The sequence below is a fragment of the Psychrobacillus sp. FSL K6-2843 genome, assembly GCF_038626375.1.
Classification (GTDB): domain Bacteria; phylum Bacillota; class Bacilli; order Bacillales_A; family Planococcaceae; genus Psychrobacillus; species Psychrobacillus faecigallinarum.
The window spans coordinates 3,064,110-3,081,007 of the sequence record NZ_CP152021.1; the positions used below are offsets into that span (position 1 = coordinate 3,064,110).

Genomic DNA, 16,898 nt, shown 5'->3' on the forward strand with positions numbered 1-16,898 from the left:
AAAAGTAGAAGGGTGTTTGTGAACATCCCCTTCTACCTTTTTCCTACCTATTGCACTTTCTTAAGCGAACCAACTCTATATAATTTTGAAGGACTTTATAAAGAAAAGACCAAGTCAACAAATGACTTGGTCTTAGTTGTTTATTATGCTTCCGTTGTATATCTAACTAAAACTGATCCTGTTTTAGCATCTCCATATACTCTTAACGGCTCTCCCTCAGAGTCTACTACTTTTGTGAAGCCTACTTTTTTATTGAGAAGCTGCTCAGATTGGTTTAACTGAGTTACATCAGAAAGCTGCACATCTATACGCCCTAACTGTGTAGAAGTTTCGCCTTTTAAAGAAACGTTTTTAGGTACATAAATTTCAACAGTACCTGCTACCGCTGTTCCTTCGATTTTACGTGCTTCTTTGTCTTTCGTTGTCAGAATTACATGTCCACTAACCGAAGAGCCTTCTATGTCCTTCAATTTTCCATCTACGTAAATGCGGCCATTCATCGTTTCTACCTCAACGGTGTCACCTTCAACATTTTGAACCTGGACTGAGCCATTTACAGTTTCTATGTCTGCTCTATGGAACTTACTATCTTCCAATTCCACCTTACCGTTTGTTGTCTTAATCTTAAAGGTTTTAGATTCTAGGTTTTTCGCAATGAAATCACCGTTAAACAAACGCGCAGAAATATGATTATATTCTTTTTCTGGTATATAAAGTGCTACTTGTACGGCTACCGTTTTCATATCACTATAAACACGTAATTTATTTCCTTCAGTAGTAAAGATAAACTCATTTTGGAATCTTGTTCTTGCTTCTTCCTCTGTAGAATTTTTAAAGGATTTTACCTTCACTGTTGCGTGGGTAAAAGGCTCCTCAGATGGATGAATTTCCACTTTACCATTTGCAAGATTAATCGCGATATCCTCAAATTGTATATCTTCTTTTACAAATTTTTCTTCAAACGTAACCGGATCACTTAATTTAACTTCAAACTCGAAATCCTTCATCTTATCTACAGTTCCTTGCATGAACTGCATGAAGCGATCTCCTACCATAGTAAAATCACGTTTCAGTTCTTCGATAAAATCAGTATTTCCTTGTCTCGTTTGATGCGTTTTTTCTTTTTCTTTTTCTTCAAACTTCTGTTCATTTACTTGGGGAGTGACTATTGTTGCTTGCTTACCGAGCTCTTCTAAAAGTGCTAGTGCTTCCTGTGCAGTAATCGTGCCGTTTTCAACCATATCTAAAATACGTTTACGTTCCTCTTGCATAGTGAAAGGCCTCCTCATAAATTAAAAGTGTATTGCAAATTTCTTCCTATTAGTTATACGTTCTATGAGTCAAAAAGTTTCATTGAAGCTTTTTGAGTTTTTTAACTTTTTGTAGTTGCTTTGTTAATGCCTTCTTCCATTCTTTTACGATCACGCTCTAATATAGTTTTTAAATACTTACCAGTATAGGAATTCTTGGCTTCTGCAATTTTTTCTGGTGTTCCAGATGCTAGGATTGTTCCACCTTTATCGCCACCCTCTGGTCCCAAATCAATTAAGTAATCAGCTGTTTTAATGACGTCCAAATTATGTTCAATGACTAGAACAGTATCTCCATTTTCAACTAAGCGCTGTAAAACAATAAGTAATCTTGCAATGTCATCGACATGTAATCCTGTAGTTGGCTCATCCAAAATATAAAATGACTTACCATTCGAGCGCTTATGTAACTCTGAAGCCAGTTTCACACGTTGCGCTTCTCCACCAGAAAGAGTGGTTGCAGGCTGACCAAGTTCCATATAACCTAGCCCCACATCAAAAAGGGTTTGTATTTTACGACTGATTTTCGGATGGTTTTCAAAGAAAGCAACCCCTTCTTCTACTGTCATCTTCAAAATGTCCGAAATGCTTTTTCCTTTATATAAAACTTCCAGTGTCTCTCGATTATAGCGTTTACCATGACATATCTCGCAAGGTACATAAACATCCGGTAAAAAGTGCATCTCGATTTTGATAATTCCATCGCCTCGACAAGCCTCACAGCGTCCACCTTTTACATTAAAGCTGAAGCGTCCTTTTTTATATCCTCTAATCTTAGCCTCATTAGTCGTTGCAAAGAGATCTCTTATATCATCAAAAACGCCAGTATAAGTGGCAGGATTTGAGCGAGGTGTGCGTCCAATCGGCGACTGATCGATATCAATCACCTTATCTAGCATTTCAATTCCCTCTATTGCTTTATGTGCACCTGGCAACGTTCTAGCTCGGTTAATGTTGTGTGCTAATGATTTATACAGAATTTCGTTGACCAATGTACTTTTCCCAGAGCCAGATACACCTGTCACAGCTGTAAATACCCCTAGTGGAATATCGACATTAACATTTTTCAGGTTATTTTCCTTAGCACCTTTAATCTTAATAAAACGACCATCCGGTTTTCTTCTTTCTAGAGGAAGAGGGATAAACTTTTTCCCGCTTAAATATTGTCCTGTAAGAGAATTTTTATCTTTCATTACCTCTTCAGGAGTTCCGGCAGCTACTATTTGTCCACCATGTACTCCTGCTCCTGGACCTACATCAATCAAATAATCAGCAGCCATCATCGTATCTTCATCATGTTCTACAACGATTAAAGTGTTTCCTATATCTCGCATATCCTTCAGAGTTGCTACTAAACGGTCATTGTCTCTTTGGTGTAGACCGATAGAAGGTTCATCAAGAATATAAAGCACACCCGTAAGACGAGAGCCTATTTGGGTCGCTAAACGAATTCGTTGAGCCTCTCCTCCAGATAACGTCCCAGATGCCCGATTCAGAGTCAAATAATTTAGTCCCACATTATCTAGAAAGCTAAGTCGTTCATCAATTTCTCTTAAAACTAATCGAGCGATTTGCATATCCTTCTCTGACAATGTCAGTTCACTGAAAAATTTATTTGCTTCCTCAATCGAAAATCTAGAAACTTGGCCAATATGCAATGAATCTATTTTCACCGCCATCGTTTCTTCCTTTAAACGGTAGCCCTTACAAGTAGGACAATCATGCTCTGCCATATACTTTTCCATTTGCTCACGAATATAATCAGAGGACGTATCTTTATAACGTCTTTCAATGTTAGCAAGTACACCTTCGAATTGAATCGAATTGTCCCTTACTTGGCCATATTCGTTTTGATAACGGAAACGAATTTTGTCCTTTCCTGAACCGTACATAATTTTGTTCCACTGATCAATAGGTAATTTCTCAACTGGAACATTCATTTTTATTTTGTAATGCTTACACACTGCCTCTAATAGTTTCGGATAGTATTGAGAGCTCGTAGGCTGCCATGCTACAATGGCTCCCTCTTCCAAAGTTAATGATTTATCTGGAACAACTAAATCTGGATTGACCTCTAACTTGGTGCCTAACCCATCACAATCTGTACACGCACCAAATGGACTGTTAAACGAAAACATTCTCGGCTCTAGCTCGCCAATGGAAAAGCCACATATTGGACATGCATGATGCTCGCTAAATAGTAGCTCCTCTTGTTCCATCACATCTATTAGAACTCGTCCATCTCCGAGTCGCAACGCAGATTCTAAGGAATCGCTTAATCGTGCAGCTATACCTTCTTTTAATACAACTCGGTCGATGACTACTTCAATATTATGTTTTTTATTTTTATCTAAGTTTATATCGTCATCTAAGTCTATTAAATCTCCATTAATGCGAACGCGTACATATCCTTGCTTTTTCATGTCTTCTAGTAATTTCACATGAGTTCCTTTACGACCAGAAACAATCGGAGCAAGAATCTGCATTTTAGTTCTTTCTGGATACTCGCTTAATCGGTCAACCATTTGCTCAATTGTTTGCGAGGATATTTCAATTCCATGGTTTGGACAAATTGGCTTCCCTACCCGAGCATATAACAATCGCATATAATCATAAATTTCTGTAACAGTTGCTACTGTAGATCTTGGATTTTTACTTGTCGTCTTTTGATCAATCGAAATGGCCGGTGATAGCCCTTCTATTGAATCAACGTCTGGTTTATCCATTTGGCCTAGAAACTGTCTTGCGTATGCCGATAAGGATTCTACATAACGTCGTTGTCCTTCAGCATAAATAGTGTCAAAGGCTAAGGAAGACTTACCAGAACCAGATAAACCTGTCATAACGACAAGCTTATCTCTTGGTATTTTGATACTTATATCTTTTAAATTATTTGTACGAGCACCTTGAATATTAATCTCTTGGTTTTTCACCAATCATCATCCTTCCAGCTTGAGCTCCAAAATTGCATCACGTAATTCAGCAGCCCGTTCAAAGTTAAGCGCCTTTGCAGCATCTTTCATTTCTTTTTCTAGCTTTTCTAGTAGTTTACCCTTTTCCTCTTTAGTTAAGACTTTTCCACTAGTTAATTGCTGTGCATAGCTTTCCTCTTCTTCAGCCACTTGAGAGGCTCTAATTACTTCTCTTATTTTCTTCACAATTGTTTTAGGTGTAATGCCATGCTTTTCGTTATATTCCATTTGAATTGTACGACGACGCTTTGTTTCATCGATTGCTTTTTTCATGGAATCTGTCATTTTATCTGCATACATAATAACTTCTCCGTTGGAGTTTCGGGCTGCTCGACCAATCGTTTGAATCAATGAACGTTCCGAACGTAGGAATCCTTCCTTATCGGCATCCAAAATAGCAACTAGTGAAACCTCTGGCAAGTCTAACCCCTCTCTCAACAGGTTAATGCCGATTAAAACATCATAAGTACCTAATCGAAGCTCTCGAATAATCTCAATTCGTTCTAAGGTTTTTACCTCAGAATGTAAATATTGCACCTTAATGCCTATTTCTTTTAAATAATCCGTTAAATCCTCGGACATCTTTTTCGTCAAAGTAGTTATCAGTACTCGTTCATTTTTTGCCGATCTTTCATAAATCTCATTGATTAAATCATCTATTTGACCTTCAATAGGTTTTACGGTAATGACTGGATCCAATAAACCAGTTGGGCGAATAATTTGTTCAACCATTTCTGGTGTATGCTCCAATTCATATGGTCCCGGTGTTGCTGATACATAGATTGCTTGTTTTACATGTCCCTCAAATTCCTGGAATGTTAGAGGTCTATTATCTAAAGCTGATGGCAAACGGAAGCCGTAATTCACTAATACTGATTTACGAGCCTGATCCCCATTATACATTCCTCTAACCTGAGGTAACGAAACGTGACTTTCATCTATTACGAGCAAGAAATCCTCTGGAAAATAATCTAATAATGTATAGGGGGTCGCTCCTGCTTCCCTTAATGTTAAGTGACGAGAATAGTTTTCTATTCCAGAGCAGAATCCCATTTCCTCCATCATTTCTAAATCATAATTGGTCCGTTGCTCCAATCTCTGAGCTTCTAACAACTTATCCTCGCTGCGAAGGATGGTTAGTTGTTCTTCTAGTTCTTGACGAATGTTGTTAATCGCTATTTTCATTTTTTCTTCTCTAGTTACGAAGTGGGATGCAGGGAAAATAGCTACATGGTCACGCTCTCCTAATATTTCTCCTGTTAATGCGTTTACTTCACGAATTCTATCTATTTCATCACCAAAAAATTCTACCCTTAGGCATCTCTCATCTCGGGAAGCAGGGAATATCTCCACCACATCTCCACGGACACGGAATGTTCCACGAGTAAAATTAATATCATTACGTTCATATTGAACATCTACAAGCTTTCTTAATAGCTGATTCCTATCGATTTCCATACCTGTTCTTAAAGACACAACCATCTCTCTATATTCTTCTGGATTCCCTAAACCATAAATGCAGGAAACTGAAGCGATGATAATGACATCCTTACGCTCAAATAATGAGGAAGTGGCAGAATGTCGTAATTTATCTATTTCTTCATTTATACTTGAATCTTTCTCTATATAAGTATCTGTTTGTGGTACGTATGCCTCTGGTTGAAAGTAGTCATAATAACTAACAAAGTATTCTACTGCATTGTTAGGAAAGAATTCCTTGAACTCACTATATAGTTGTCCTGCCAGTGTTTTGTTATGGGCCATTACAAGGGTTGGCTTATCGATTTGTTGAATTACATTAGAAATAGTAAAGGTCTTACCGGTACCTGTGGCCCCTAGTAATGTTTGATGCTTTTTACCTTTCTTTACTCCTTTAACTAGTTCTTTAATCGCTTCTACTTGATCCCCTGCCGGCTCATACGGAGATTGTAAATCAAAGATTTGTTCCATATGTTTGCCTCCCGTGTGCTTAATAAATTTAGTGTAACATAATCATTTTTCTAACACTATTAAAACGAACATACGTTTTAAAACTTTTTATTTTGAGTATGTTGGACTATTGATGTAGCAACGTTTGAATAAAATATTACTCCTTGTATTACTACCCTCTTTTCAAGAAAAAGCTACATAAGATTCTAATTTGTCAAAGAGTAAAGGAATAATTTTTATTTTTGTTTCTACACGAAGCCCTTACTATCTTAGAAAAATTGAAGTCCACTTATTTGAAGAAATCGTTTTAAACGATGAATCTTACTGCCTACATTGATTTACGCATTCTGCGCGATGACCATCATCCAAACAACTAAGTGAAACTTGTTCATTTTTAATGGCAAGGCTCTATTTATGAAATTAACTCATTTTTAAATTCAACTCCATAAATAGAAAAAAGCCGCTCTGCATAAGCGGCTTTTGTTTAACTCTTTAGTTGGAGCAAAACATTTGTATATTCGTTAAATGCTTTTCTGTCCTTACGATCCAACGCCTCATCTATCAACTCTAGTAATCGATAACTCCTTTGCTCCCGGTGGACAACATTTAAAAACATATCAAGATAAATTTCGTTTAACAATTTTTCTGCGGAGCTTTCTTTCCCTGTTTGTCCCATTGCTTTCATAAAATCTGTATATGAATATTGTTTGTCCATTATAATCACCCCGATGCCTTTTTTATATTATATAAAAGCTAAAGGCTACTTGCAATCATTTTAAGAAAATTTAGATTATATAGTAAACATCAAATATTTTAATAATTAGATATATTAACTTGATTTATTTCCAAATTTAACTATAATTTAAATTATATTATACTAAGGAGTGAAATTTTCTGGCAAAAAAATATGAGAATAAATCCCATCTTATTTCCTTTGAAACAGCGTCCCTTCAACCTTTAGTAGTAAATAACAAAGTTTACACGAAAGTTATTAATTTTTCTGGCGAGTCTTTCATTGTAAGTAAAAAGCCATATGAAATTGTTCGCTACTCCTGTGCTTTCTACGGTTCTTCCTTTCAACATGCTGTAAATTTGTCTCGAGAAACCATTGGTAACTACTTTAAGCTTCCAATTGTACTTGCGCATGACTATGGTTCGCCTTGTATTTTGCTTCCTATCCTTTCTCCTAAATCTGATTTAAATATCTGGTTTTCCTTTCAAGCAATTGAAGCATTCTACCCTACTCAAAAAGGCTCTACTATCGTCTTACCGAACGGTGACACAATTGATGTTCCTGTTTCTACGAATACTATCAGCCGTCAGATTGCCTATTCCAATATTTTAAGTACCCATTTTCTTAAAAGAATGAGCCATCTTTTAAACCACGGTTTTATAACTTCCAGACATGCAGTTCGAAAAACATTACCAATCGATTAGGAAATGGTTAAGTACATTGTAAGTAGTTCTTCTACGCGGTTACGAAGACGGACATTCAAATAACGTCGATGCTCCTCGTAGCCACCATGAAAAAATACATATTCTGTGAACATATCATCTCCTTCTCCTCGGAGCACTTTCATACTATGCCTCCTCATGTAAATATGTGTGTCTTTTAACTCTTTTTGTACCTGCTTCACTGCTTCTTCGACAATGTTTATATATGGTCTGTTTAATTTGAAGGGAGCCTTTTCAAAAATCGTCCGATCCTTTTCCAAGATGGTAAATACCATAGGAAGATAAATCATATTTTCAAAATAAGGAATCGCCTCTTCAGGTATTAATGGCATCTTAATCACCTTTCTTTTTAAGAACACTTGTTCTTATTATATTACAACTTATCAAAGAAAATGCAATGGAAAGAAAAGAAATTCAATAAAAAAACTGCCAATCCGAAAATTGGCAGTAGTATTATTGAGTAACTATTTCAGAAGCCCACCGACGGGCCTCCTTATAAAAGTTATTAAGTGAGGGGAAATCAATACCGATTGTCTCAGCACCTTCAAACATATCAGTCCAGCGTACCTCGTCATAAGCAATTGTTAAGTCTAAGAAAGCCGTCAGGTCTGTTTTAGTACCAGACAGAGTCGCTGCTACTTCATCTGAAAGAGGTAATTCTCTTACTAGTTGCTCCATTTCTCTATGCAATAATGTATCCATTAAGGAGAACATCCCTACCAATAAATATTCAGAGGAATTATGTAGACGCTTTTCTTTCGCTAACAGCTCACAAAATTTCGCTCTAAACAAGGATGCCTCTATAATAGCTAGTCCGTCTCCGTTATGTGTGTTATGTGCTTCACGTAGCATTAATACATGAATCCAATGATTGATTTCCTCAAGCCCGAGCATCAATACACCCTGCTTGATCGAGCGAACCTTGGAGCGAGTTTTAATAGCTGATGAATTAATCAATTTAAGCACCTTAAAGGTCAAAGAAACATCACGTTCAATTTCAATAGCTATTTCATCCAAAGTGGCTTCCTCATTGCGCAAAAGACTAATCAGTCTCAAATACTGCATTATATTACCTGGAATCTCCGTGGACTTAATGATTTCAGGTTTGGCAAAAAAGTAGCCTTGAAACAATTTATAGCCTGCTGCCTTTGCCTCATAGAAATCGATACGGGTTTCAATCTTCTCTGCAAGCAAAACTATATGAGGATAATTAGTTTGAACAATCTTTTCAACAGCATTTCGCTCCTCTATTGAGCTAGAAAGAAAGTCTATTTTGATGAAGTTAACAATACTAAATAATTCTTCATAGTAAAGAACATTATTTTTTAGTACAAAATCATCTAATGCCAAGAGAAAGCCCATTGCTTTTATCTGTCTAATATTTTGTATAATACTTGGCGTAATTATAATGTCCTCTAAAATCTCCACCACAATTCTGTTGGAAGGAAATCTTTTTAAAACTTCCTTATCGAGAAGACTTTCAGTAAAGTTGATAAAGCATAGCTTATCACCTGCAAGCTCATTTATACCTATAGTAAGAAATGAATGCGTTAGCACATCAATCGTAGCCATATCTGCATCCACTTCTGGGAAAGAATTGTCTTCGTTGTTTCTATATAACAATTCAAAACCGAATAACGATTCGTTTATATTAAAAATTGGCTGTCTTGCAATAAAGATATCCATTTTAATTCCTCTTGTTCTAAGAAATGTAATTTATAACTATTGTATCAAAAAAAGTAAGGAAAAACGACCTATTTTTTCCTTTAGTGACAGAATAATCATAAAATGATATGTTAAGATATGAGGAACTTATCGTATTTTAGGGGGAGATATAGTGGAAACCATTGCTTATGAACAACAAGGTAATATTGGATATGTGACATTAAATAGACCCGAGGCATTGAATGCATTCAATTACGACATGCTACGCGAGCTTGGTGAAATAGCCGAATCCATTCGCATTAATCCTGACATTAGACTAGTAATCTTTACAGGCTCTGGCGAAAAGTCCTTTAGTGTTGGGGCTGACTTAAAAGAGCGTCGAACATTAACAGAGCAACGAGTAAAGCGAAATATATATAAAATAGGTGAAGTATTTTCTATGATTGAAAACCTGCCACAGCCAACCATTGCCATGTTAAATGGTTATGCTTTTGGAGGTGGTACTGAGCTGGCACTCGCATGTGATTTCCGGATTGCAGCAGATGACATTCTAATGGGACTAACGGAAACAAGCTTGGCCATCATTCCTGGGGCTGGTGGGACACAGCGTTTGCCACGTTTAATTGGAGAGTCGAAGGCGCTGGAGCTTATCTTAACAGCTAAGAGATTAACAGCACATGAAGCATTCACATATGGACTTTTAACTAAAGTTGCTAGTCGTGAAACGTTAAAGCAGGAAACCGAGAGCTTCGCAGCCCTTATCCTTGCAAATGGCCCTGTAGCACTTCAGCAAGCGAAATTTGCCGTAAAAAAAGGAATGAACGTAGATTTACAAACCGGCTTACAAATTGAACGTAAGGCTTATGAGGTCACTATTCCAACCGAGGATCGTGTAGAGGCATTAAATGCATTTAACGAAAAAAGAAAGCCTGTTTTTAAGGGGAAATAATACAACTCCAAAAATCAAAATAAGATAATAATCAACTAAATTTTCCTTATAATTACTGATGAAAAACCACAGCAAAACAGCCAAAGAGATTTACTCCTTGGCTGTTTTATAAATCATTTTGACAAATTCATAGCTTCCTCCGTTAGTATCCTGTGAAAAATTACTAACCTTTTCAAAGCCTATTTTCTTATAGGTAGCTATAGCTCGCTTGTTAAAGGCAGCGACAGATAAAGTAATGATTGTCGGTTGAAATCTATTTAGTGCAAACTGCATGCCTGCTTGCAAAAAATCTAACCCTCTTCCCCTACCCGTTAAATCTGGACGCATGCCTAGTCCAATATCAATTTCCCCAGGGGATACGGAAGTAAAGCCAAAGAAGCCGATGATTTCATCATGCTCCAAAACGACAAAATAAGAATCACCGCGGCTTATCGGATTTAGAAATTCTTCCAAATCTTCTTTATCAGCCTCCATATTATAAAAGGAATATGGTTCCTCATAATGCCAGCTATAGGCAATAACATTTGCCTGATTTTGAGTCATTGGTTGAAGTGTATAGCTCAAGCACTTTTTCCTCCCCTCTTACCCTGTCTTAGAAAATAAATAATAGGGTTTAATAAACTCAACAAAGTTATAGCGAGGAACATAAAGGTTGAAACTATATCTCCTCCTAAATTAAGCTCATCTACTATAATTCCTTCTATATAAAGCATTTGGGCACACGCAACTATAGAAACAATAGAAATGCTAGAAATAGTGAAGCTCGTTAACCATTTTCTTTGTATAGGGAGAACTACTATTATAAATAACATCACAGCCAAAAGTAGAAACGTGATAAAGACAGGTCTCATTAATGTAAACGTGCTAAAAGCTTCAAAACTGTACATAAGCACTCCCCATTAGGAAATAGATAAGGAACAGCAACAAAAAGAATGTACATACTGCTCCCAACAATTTTTGATTTTGATAGTTTTTTCCTGCCTTCAATTTCTCAAGTAACACTATTAAATTTAAAAACCACCAAACCCCGAGCAACGGAATGATTATAAGGAGCCACATCATACCTTAATAATTAATCTTCCGTTTTCTTCTTGTGTAAAATTTCTTTTAAAGTGTTGTGGATGTTAGTGAGACTGATTATTATAAACCCTAGCATAACAAATGTAACAATTTCTCCTGTAAAAAATGAAACAACCCCTAACACAATAAAATACAAAATATATGTCCAATTATTCATCAAAACTATCTCCTTTTAACACTTTCCCCATAATGACATATGGTTCATCAGCTGGAGAAGGAATAAAATTTTCTTTTACCACTACCCAGCCTAAGCTTGTGTACAATGTCTGAGCGGCTAAATTACTTACCTGAGTAGTCAATATAGACGTTTTCCTATGAGAATTGTTTACCAATTTATCGGCCATTTTCCTACCGAAACCATTTTTCCGATAAGAGGGATGAACCGCTAACTCTACAAATTCAAAGCAATCACTTAACCACATTTCTATTTCATCAGAAGTTAACTCCTTTTCTAGAAGCTCACGGTAATATTGCCCCTTCTCCGACTTGTAGCCATAGGCAAATCCCACACACTCGTTTGTATCATTGTAAGCTACGATTCCTAAAAAACCTTCGTAATCTGCATGCCTTTGAATACGTTCGAAAAAGTCATCCTCTTCTTTTTTCCATATTGCTTGATAAAGCATAGCCATTTCCTCTGCGGTATGCACGCTATGATCAAATTGCTTAAAAATAATCATTTATTGTTCACTCCTTTAAACTCTTCATCACACTATCGCCAAAGGACCTTATATCCGCTAGAAAATCATGGTTTTCTGGAGAACCGTAGCTATTAACCATTCGGACTGCCACTATATCGCGATCGGGTATCACAAGCACTGCAACTCCTGTAAACCCTAAAATTTGATAGGAGCCACACGGGACCATTTCCCCAATCTCCGTCTGTTTCGCCAATAATTCCTTCACAAACCAAAGGAATCCGTGCTGAGGCAGATTCTTATCTATTGTACTTGGACTTATAAGGGAAGTGGATAGTTGAATAATTTCTTTTGGTATAACCTGCTCACCGTCTATAAATCCTAGCTTTAGATGAAGGTACCCCCAATAAGATAGGTTTCTTGCTGAAATGAACATATTGATTTGATCACCTTCTGCACTGCTTGTAGCTACTTTTTTTGGTTGACCGGTTTCACTAATTACTTCGGCGATTTTTGGACCGATTTCCGTATACCAGCCAGTCTCGTTTAACTGTAAAGGCTGAAATACCTGCTCCGTTAGTAAATCGGCTACTGTTTGCCCCGTCGTTATTTTTACTAATTCGGCAAGTAATTTAATATTAATCTGTCGATATGCCCAGCTTTCCCCGGATAAAAACTCTCGCACGATTTTCCCGTCCTGCTCAGTTAACCCATGCGTGTGTGTCAATAGGTGTCTAATCGTCGTTCCACGAAAAATCTCTTCCTCTAGATTTGCAATATACTTTGTCACTTCGTCATCAATCGAAGCGATATAGCCATGATGTACGGCATATGCTACCGCGAAACCTATGTAGCTCTTTCGAACAGAAGCTACATGGAATTGTGTATCTGCTTGAATATTTCTGGAATTAGTTCTAGTCGATTGAGTACCCCAATATTTTTCTAATACAATTTCATCCTTATAAATGACGATAGCAGCTGCTCCAGATGCAAAAACCGATTCATATGTATGCTGAACATGCTCCTCTACTAAACTGAATTGATTAGTTAGGTTATTTATTAGTTGCATTCCTCTATCCTCATTTCCATTTCAATGTATCTAATAGCTCTACATCTAAGTTGTGACTATCCTTCCAGCTAGTAAATATCTCTAAATGCCATTTTTCCTTTGCTCTCTCATATTCTGTTTCTTCTATTCTATTATGGAGTACGTTATAGGAATTAAATATTTCATGATTCGGTCCTCTATGTCTATATGATCCATATCTTTGAGGAGGAATTGTTAAAGCCATCATATCTTCTGGAACATTCACAAAATCCGTTACTTCTACACATACCCAATAACCATCCTCCTCCTCAGATTGAGCATCTACTATGAATGCCCCTATTTGGACTGATGGGTTCTTAACCAGTCGAATTTCTCCTATTCTTCGGTCTAGCTCTAGAGAAACTTTTGGGATTTCTTTACCAAATTCTTCTCCAGGACACAATACGCGAAGTCCGATTAACTTCAGCTCTCCTAAATCCTTAACCCATTCATGTACTATTGTCATCTAGATCCTCCTTTGAAAGCCCATATATTATCCCTATTCTATATACCTCGTACAAAGTCCTTTATGATATTCTAAAGGAGAGGTGGTAATATGAAAAATAAACCAATTTATGTAGAGACTACAATTTACACAGATATGGACAGATTATGGGAGGCATCTCAAGATCCCTCACTACATGAGCAATGGGATTTGCGTTTTTCCTCTATCACTTATTTACCTAAAGAAGATGATGAACCACAATTGTTTGAATATAAAACGAATATTGGATTTGGATTAGCCGTTGCCGGTTGGGGAAAAAGTGTGGGTACCTTTCATGCTAATGATGATTCTCGAACATCCTCCCTCCATTTCGGTACCGATCAATGGATCTCTCCTATTAGCGAGGGAAAGGGTTATTGGAAGTACATTCCAGAGAAACAGGGGATTACCTTTCTGACTCAATATGATTATGATGTGCGGTTTGGAGGACTAGGAAAAGTAATCGATCGGCTGCTTTTTCGACCAATGATGGGATGGGCAACAGCACTTAGCTTCGATGTACTAAAGAGGTGGCTAGAAAAGGGTGATGCACCATCTGGACAGTTTATACGATTTTTCAGTCACTGGATTATCACCATCTTGTTCTTTTTTGTGTGGGTATATCATGGTCTAATTCCTAAGCTAATCCTAATGCACCCTGAAGAAGTATCGATGACCCAAGGCTTGCTTCCCTTTACCTTCAATGAAGCGCAAAATATAGTAGCAACAGCTGGGGTAATAGAAATTGTATTTGGTCTCCTATGGTTACTATATAAAAATAAAAGAAGATTATTAAAAATCCAGTTAATCATTTTTCCTTTACTCACGCTTACTACAATAATAGGAGACGCTACAGTTTTCGGAGATCCATTTAACCCATTAACGTTTAACCTATCATTATTTGCGTTAACGATTATCGGTTTGTTCGTTAGCAACGATATACCTACAGCAAAAAACTGTAAACGTTCAAGACGAGGAGCTTAAAAATGTCCATCTACAAAGAAATGCTAGGAGAACAATTTCATAGACTCCATCCTATGCTTAAAAGTCGATATACTATTGCACCCCATACAATCTTTAAGGCTACAGGAGTGATGACGAAGATAAAGGGTGGGCCTAGATGGCTATCCCCCTTCTTTCTTTTAGCTACTCGCTGGAAGTTTTTATTTCCCGAGCAAGGAAAAAACATACCATTTCGAATTGTAAACAAAGGTCAAATTGGTCCAAATGGAGAGCAACAGGTCGTCTGGGAAAGAACATTTTTTTTCCCGAAAAAAACAAGATATTTTAATGCATTGATGAGCCTAGATCCAAATGGACTTGTAAAGGATTATCTAGGCGAGCCTAGCTTGTTCTACTCTGAACTTTTTTTCCTTGTAACAGAGGAAGGAAGTATGCAAATAGAATCTAGGAAACAACGCTTGGTTATTGGAAAACTAGAAGTTTCTTTACCTGAACTATTAAAAGGGAATGTTCTTGTGAAAGAAAGCTATCTAGAAAAACTAGATGCGTTTTCCATCCATGTTTTAATTACCAATCCTATACTAGGCACCTTGTTTGAGTATGAAGGAGTGTTTCAGGCAGATGACCTATAAATGGATCGCCATTCTACATACTATTTTATTTCTATTTGTCGCCATCTTTAGTGTAACTCCATGGTATTTTCTAATGTTGACCGTGGCACAAATTTTATTTGTACCACTTGTATTGAGATTAGTTTTAAGAACAGAGCAGAGAATTTATTTTTTAGTCATACCTGCTATTATTGCAGTTTCTTTGTTACAAATGACAGGTGAAACAAAGTTTGATATTCTACTAGCATTTATATATTTACTTTTTACTCTTGTAGTAGCTACCTATGGATTTAAACGCTTTGTTCAAAGAGGATTTTCCCACTTAGAAGAGTTTGCTATTGATATGGGGTTCATGTATTTATTTATCGGAGGCCTTTGGTTTTTTGCCTCTATAGTCGAGTTAGATACAGGATTTTCACCAATTTTGACTTGGCTGACAGGCATCCACTTTCATTATTCCTCCTTTCTTTTGCCTATTTTCATCGGGTTTTTAGGAAGAATATATAAACCAATTGGCTATAAACTACTCACTACGATTATTTTAATATCACCGATGGTAGTGGCGATTGGCATTACTTTTTCCACCTTAATAGAATTTGTCTCTGTCATTCTTTATATCATTGGAATTTACGGATTCATAATTTTGTCCTTAAAGACAACATATAAAAATAGCTTACAGAAACGTTGTGTCGTGACATCATTCGGAGCTTTAGGAATTACTATTATTTTTTCTCTTCTCTATACAATGGGAAATGCCTTTGGGTTATTTGGAGTCACGATTGACTTCATGTTGAAGTTTCACGGATTTCTCAACTGTGTGGTCTTTGCTGGGGTTGGAATCTTCGGATGGTCTATGTGGACTCCTCCTACCAAGCATTTAGGCTGGTGCTTTCCAGTAAGCAATATTAGGGGGAAATGGAATGTCGGAGAAAAAATACTATCCAACCATAAAGGAAACTCCAGCTATAGTGGCCTAGTAGACGATATGAATGTATATGTGGACAGCAAAGCACTACCTTCAAGGATTATCGACTTTTATGAAAACACTCAGCGCTATCGTTTGTTTTCTGAAGTCAGTTGGCATACATGGTTTAAGCCTTTTGCAGTTATTTACAAAGTCTTTAGTAAAAAAATGCAACAACTGAATCTACCGATTTCCTCTAAACAAATGGAAATGACAGGTAACATTGTAGCTATAGAAGATGGTCGTATGAAGACGAGAGCTTGGATTCGCAAAGTTGAACAGGATGTCATCTTTGTCGCTTTATATTCCTTACACCAAAAAGGCGACAAAAGCTATATGAATATTGCCTTACCACTCCCTTGGTCGACTATGATTGGCATATTGGAATTACATGAAAAGAATGGGAAGCTGCTGTTAACTAGTAAGAGAGCATCAACCTCTGATGCTGGAATTTACCTCGCCTTTGGCAATAATGTCTTTAAGCTTCCTCTGGAGGAACAATTTCTTTTAGAAGAAAAGAGTGATGTACTAACTGCAAGACATCAGATGCGAATCTTTTCAGTTCCCTTTCTGACAATCAAATATAAAATTATTTGGAAATAGTTAAAAGCGCAAGCTCCCTTTGACGGGTCAATACATGCTTAATTTCCACTTTATACGGACACTTTCCGTGGGGAGAGCGATAAGTCATCTCCGTCGCTATACGCGTTGTATGGTGATGTCTTATCTGCCTCACTCATCACATTGGAGTCGCCTGTCGCTTCAATTAATAAATAATAGAAGGTTGAGAA

17 protein-coding genes are annotated in these 16,898 nt (G+C 36.9%); 5 read left to right on the forward strand and 12 right to left on the reverse strand.

Annotated features, from left to right (window positions below):
- Positions 1-143 precede the first annotated feature (143 nt).
- From MKY94_RS15520 to MKY94_RS15535, 4 genes are all read right to left on the reverse strand, one after another.
- Complete coding sequence (locus MKY94_RS15520) at positions 144-1,271, reverse strand: DUF4097 family beta strand repeat-containing protein (RefSeq protein ID WP_144538997.1); 1,128 nt, start codon at positions 1,269-1,271, stop codon at positions 144-146.
- A 101-nt stretch (positions 1,272-1,372) separates the two neighbouring features.
- Positions 1,373-4,243 (reverse strand): excinuclease ABC subunit UvrA, encoded by a 2,871-nt coding sequence (gene uvrA / locus MKY94_RS15525; RefSeq protein ID WP_144538999.1) that lies wholly within the window; start codon positions 4,241-4,243, stop codon positions 1,373-1,375.
- Positions 4,244-4,249: 6 nt separating this feature from the next.
- Complete coding sequence (gene uvrB / locus MKY94_RS15530; protein ID WP_342577338.1) at positions 4,250-6,232, reverse strand: excinuclease ABC subunit UvrB; 1,983 nt, start codon at positions 6,230-6,232, stop codon at positions 4,250-4,252.
- A 463-nt stretch (positions 6,233-6,695) separates the two neighbouring features.
- Positions 6,696-6,926 (reverse strand): IDEAL domain-containing protein, encoded by a 231-nt coding sequence (locus MKY94_RS15535; RefSeq protein WP_144539003.1) that lies wholly within the window; start codon positions 6,924-6,926, stop codon positions 6,696-6,698.
- Between the two features lie 212 nt (positions 6,927-7,138).
- Between MKY94_RS15535 and MKY94_RS15540 the strand changes: the two genes are divergently transcribed.
- On the forward strand, positions 7,139-7,648 hold the full coding sequence (locus MKY94_RS15540) for a competence protein ComK (RefSeq protein ID WP_229654114.1): 510 nt from the start codon (positions 7,139-7,141) through the stop codon (positions 7,646-7,648).
- On the opposite strand, the gene MKY94_RS15545 is transcribed toward MKY94_RS15540, so the two are convergent.
- Positions 7,645-7,998: a hypothetical protein gene (locus tag MKY94_RS15545; RefSeq protein WP_144539007.1), complete on the reverse strand. Its 354-nt coding sequence runs from the start codon at positions 7,996-7,998 to the stop codon at positions 7,645-7,647. The two genes, MKY94_RS15540 and MKY94_RS15545, sit on opposite strands and share 4 nt — an antisense overlap.
- Before the next feature lie 121 nt (positions 7,999-8,119).
- Positions 8,120-9,352 (reverse strand): HDOD domain-containing protein, encoded by a 1,233-nt coding sequence (locus MKY94_RS15550; RefSeq protein WP_342577339.1) that lies wholly within the window; start codon positions 9,350-9,352, stop codon positions 8,120-8,122.
- 151 nt (positions 9,353-9,503) lie between these two features.
- Here MKY94_RS15550 and MKY94_RS15555 point away from each other — a divergent pair, with 151 nt between their 5' ends.
- Positions 9,504-10,280: an enoyl-CoA hydratase-related protein gene (locus MKY94_RS15555; protein WP_144539011.1), complete on the forward strand. Its 777-nt coding sequence runs from the start codon at positions 9,504-9,506 to the stop codon at positions 10,278-10,280.
- 90 nt (positions 10,281-10,370) lie between these two features.
- Here MKY94_RS15555 and MKY94_RS15560 read toward each other — a convergent pair whose 3' ends face one another.
- From MKY94_RS15560 to MKY94_RS15585, 6 genes are all read right to left on the reverse strand, one after another.
- Complete coding sequence (locus tag MKY94_RS15560; protein WP_340844753.1) at positions 10,371-10,844, reverse strand: GNAT family protein; 474 nt, start codon at positions 10,842-10,844, stop codon at positions 10,371-10,373.
- Positions 10,841-11,167 (reverse strand): hypothetical protein, encoded by a 327-nt coding sequence (locus MKY94_RS15565; protein WP_342577340.1) that lies wholly within the window; start codon positions 11,165-11,167, stop codon positions 10,841-10,843. Before MKY94_RS15565 ends, MKY94_RS15560 begins: the two co-directional genes overlap by 4 nt.
- Before the next feature lie 185 nt (positions 11,168-11,352).
- Positions 11,353-11,517 carry a hypothetical protein gene (locus MKY94_RS15570; protein WP_195761981.1) on the reverse strand — a complete coding sequence of 55 codons (165 nt, stop codon included), beginning with the start codon at positions 11,515-11,517 and terminating at the stop codon, positions 11,353-11,355.
- Positions 11,510-12,040, reverse strand: coding sequence for a GNAT family N-acetyltransferase (locus tag MKY94_RS15575; protein WP_342577341.1), 531 nt, complete (start codon positions 12,038-12,040; stop codon positions 11,510-11,512). Before MKY94_RS15575 ends, MKY94_RS15570 begins: the two co-directional genes overlap by 8 nt.
- 7 nt (positions 12,041-12,047) lie before the next feature.
- Positions 12,048-13,067 (reverse strand): serine hydrolase domain-containing protein, encoded by a 1,020-nt coding sequence (locus MKY94_RS15580; RefSeq protein ID WP_342577342.1) that lies wholly within the window; start codon positions 13,065-13,067, stop codon positions 12,048-12,050.
- Between the two features lie 10 nt (positions 13,068-13,077).
- Entirely contained in the window at positions 13,078-13,551 is a 474-nt protein-coding gene (locus tag MKY94_RS15585; RefSeq protein ID WP_342577343.1) for a GyrI-like domain-containing protein, read from the reverse strand.
- Between the two features lie 90 nt (positions 13,552-13,641).
- Here MKY94_RS15585 and MKY94_RS15590 point away from each other — a divergent pair, with 90 nt between their 5' ends.
- The 3 genes from MKY94_RS15590 to MKY94_RS15600 are packed head-to-tail and all read left to right on the forward strand — an operon-like array spanning position 13,642 to position 16,710.
- Positions 13,642-14,553, forward strand: a complete 912-nt coding sequence (locus tag MKY94_RS15590) for a DoxX-like family protein (protein WP_342577344.1) — start codon at positions 13,642-13,644, stop codon at positions 14,551-14,553.
- Between the two features lie 2 nt (positions 14,554-14,555).
- Positions 14,556-15,164 (forward strand): DUF4166 domain-containing protein, encoded by a 609-nt coding sequence (locus MKY94_RS15595; RefSeq protein ID WP_342577345.1) that lies wholly within the window; start codon positions 14,556-14,558, stop codon positions 15,162-15,164.
- Complete coding sequence (locus MKY94_RS15600) at positions 15,154-16,710, forward strand: YndJ family protein (RefSeq protein ID WP_342577346.1); 1,557 nt, start codon at positions 15,154-15,156, stop codon at positions 16,708-16,710. Before MKY94_RS15595 ends, MKY94_RS15600 begins: the two co-directional genes overlap by 11 nt.
- Positions 16,711-16,898 lie beyond the last annotated feature (188 nt).

Coding starts and splice junctions, on each gene's coding strand:
- MKY94_RS15520 (WP_144538997.1), bottom strand. CDS start 1,271: ATGCAAGAGGAACGTAAACGTATTTTAGATATGGTTGAAAACGGCACG.
- uvrB (WP_342577338.1), bottom strand. CDS start 6,232: ATGGAACAAATCTTTGATTTACAATCTCCGTATGAGCCGGCAGGGGAT.
- MKY94_RS15535 (WP_144539003.1), bottom strand. CDS start 6,926: ATGGACAAACAATATTCATATACAGATTTTATGAAAGCAATGGGACAA.
- MKY94_RS15545 (WP_144539007.1), bottom strand. CDS start 7,998: ATGCCATTAATACCTGAAGAGGCGATTCCTTATTTTGAAAATATGATT.
- MKY94_RS15550 (WP_342577339.1), bottom strand. CDS start 9,352: ATGGATATCTTTATTGCAAGACAGCCAATTTTTAATATAAACGAATCG.
- MKY94_RS15565 (WP_342577340.1), bottom strand. CDS start 11,167: ATGTACAGTTTTGAAGCTTTTAGCACGTTTACATTAATGAGACCTGTC.
- MKY94_RS15570 (WP_195761981.1), bottom strand. CDS start 11,517: ATGAATAATTGGACATATATTTTGTATTTTATTGTGTTAGGGGTTGTT.
- MKY94_RS15575 (WP_342577341.1), bottom strand. CDS start 12,040: ATGATTATTTTTAAGCAATTTGATCATAGCGTGCATACCGCAGAGGAA.
- MKY94_RS15580 (WP_342577342.1), bottom strand. CDS start 13,067: ATGCAACTAATAAATAACCTAACTAATCAATTCAGTTTAGTAGAGGAG.
- MKY94_RS15585 (WP_342577343.1), bottom strand. CDS start 13,551: ATGACAATAGTACATGAATGGGTTAAGGATTTAGGAGAGCTGAAGTTA.
- MKY94_RS15590 (WP_342577344.1), top strand. CDS start 13,642: ATGAAAAATAAACCAATTTATGTAGAGACTACAATTTACACAGATATG.
- MKY94_RS15595 (WP_342577345.1), top strand. CDS start 14,556: ATGTCCATCTACAAAGAAATGCTAGGAGAACAATTTCATAGACTCCAT.
- MKY94_RS15600 (WP_342577346.1), top strand. CDS start 15,154: ATGACCTATAAATGGATCGCCATTCTACATACTATTTTATTTCTATTT.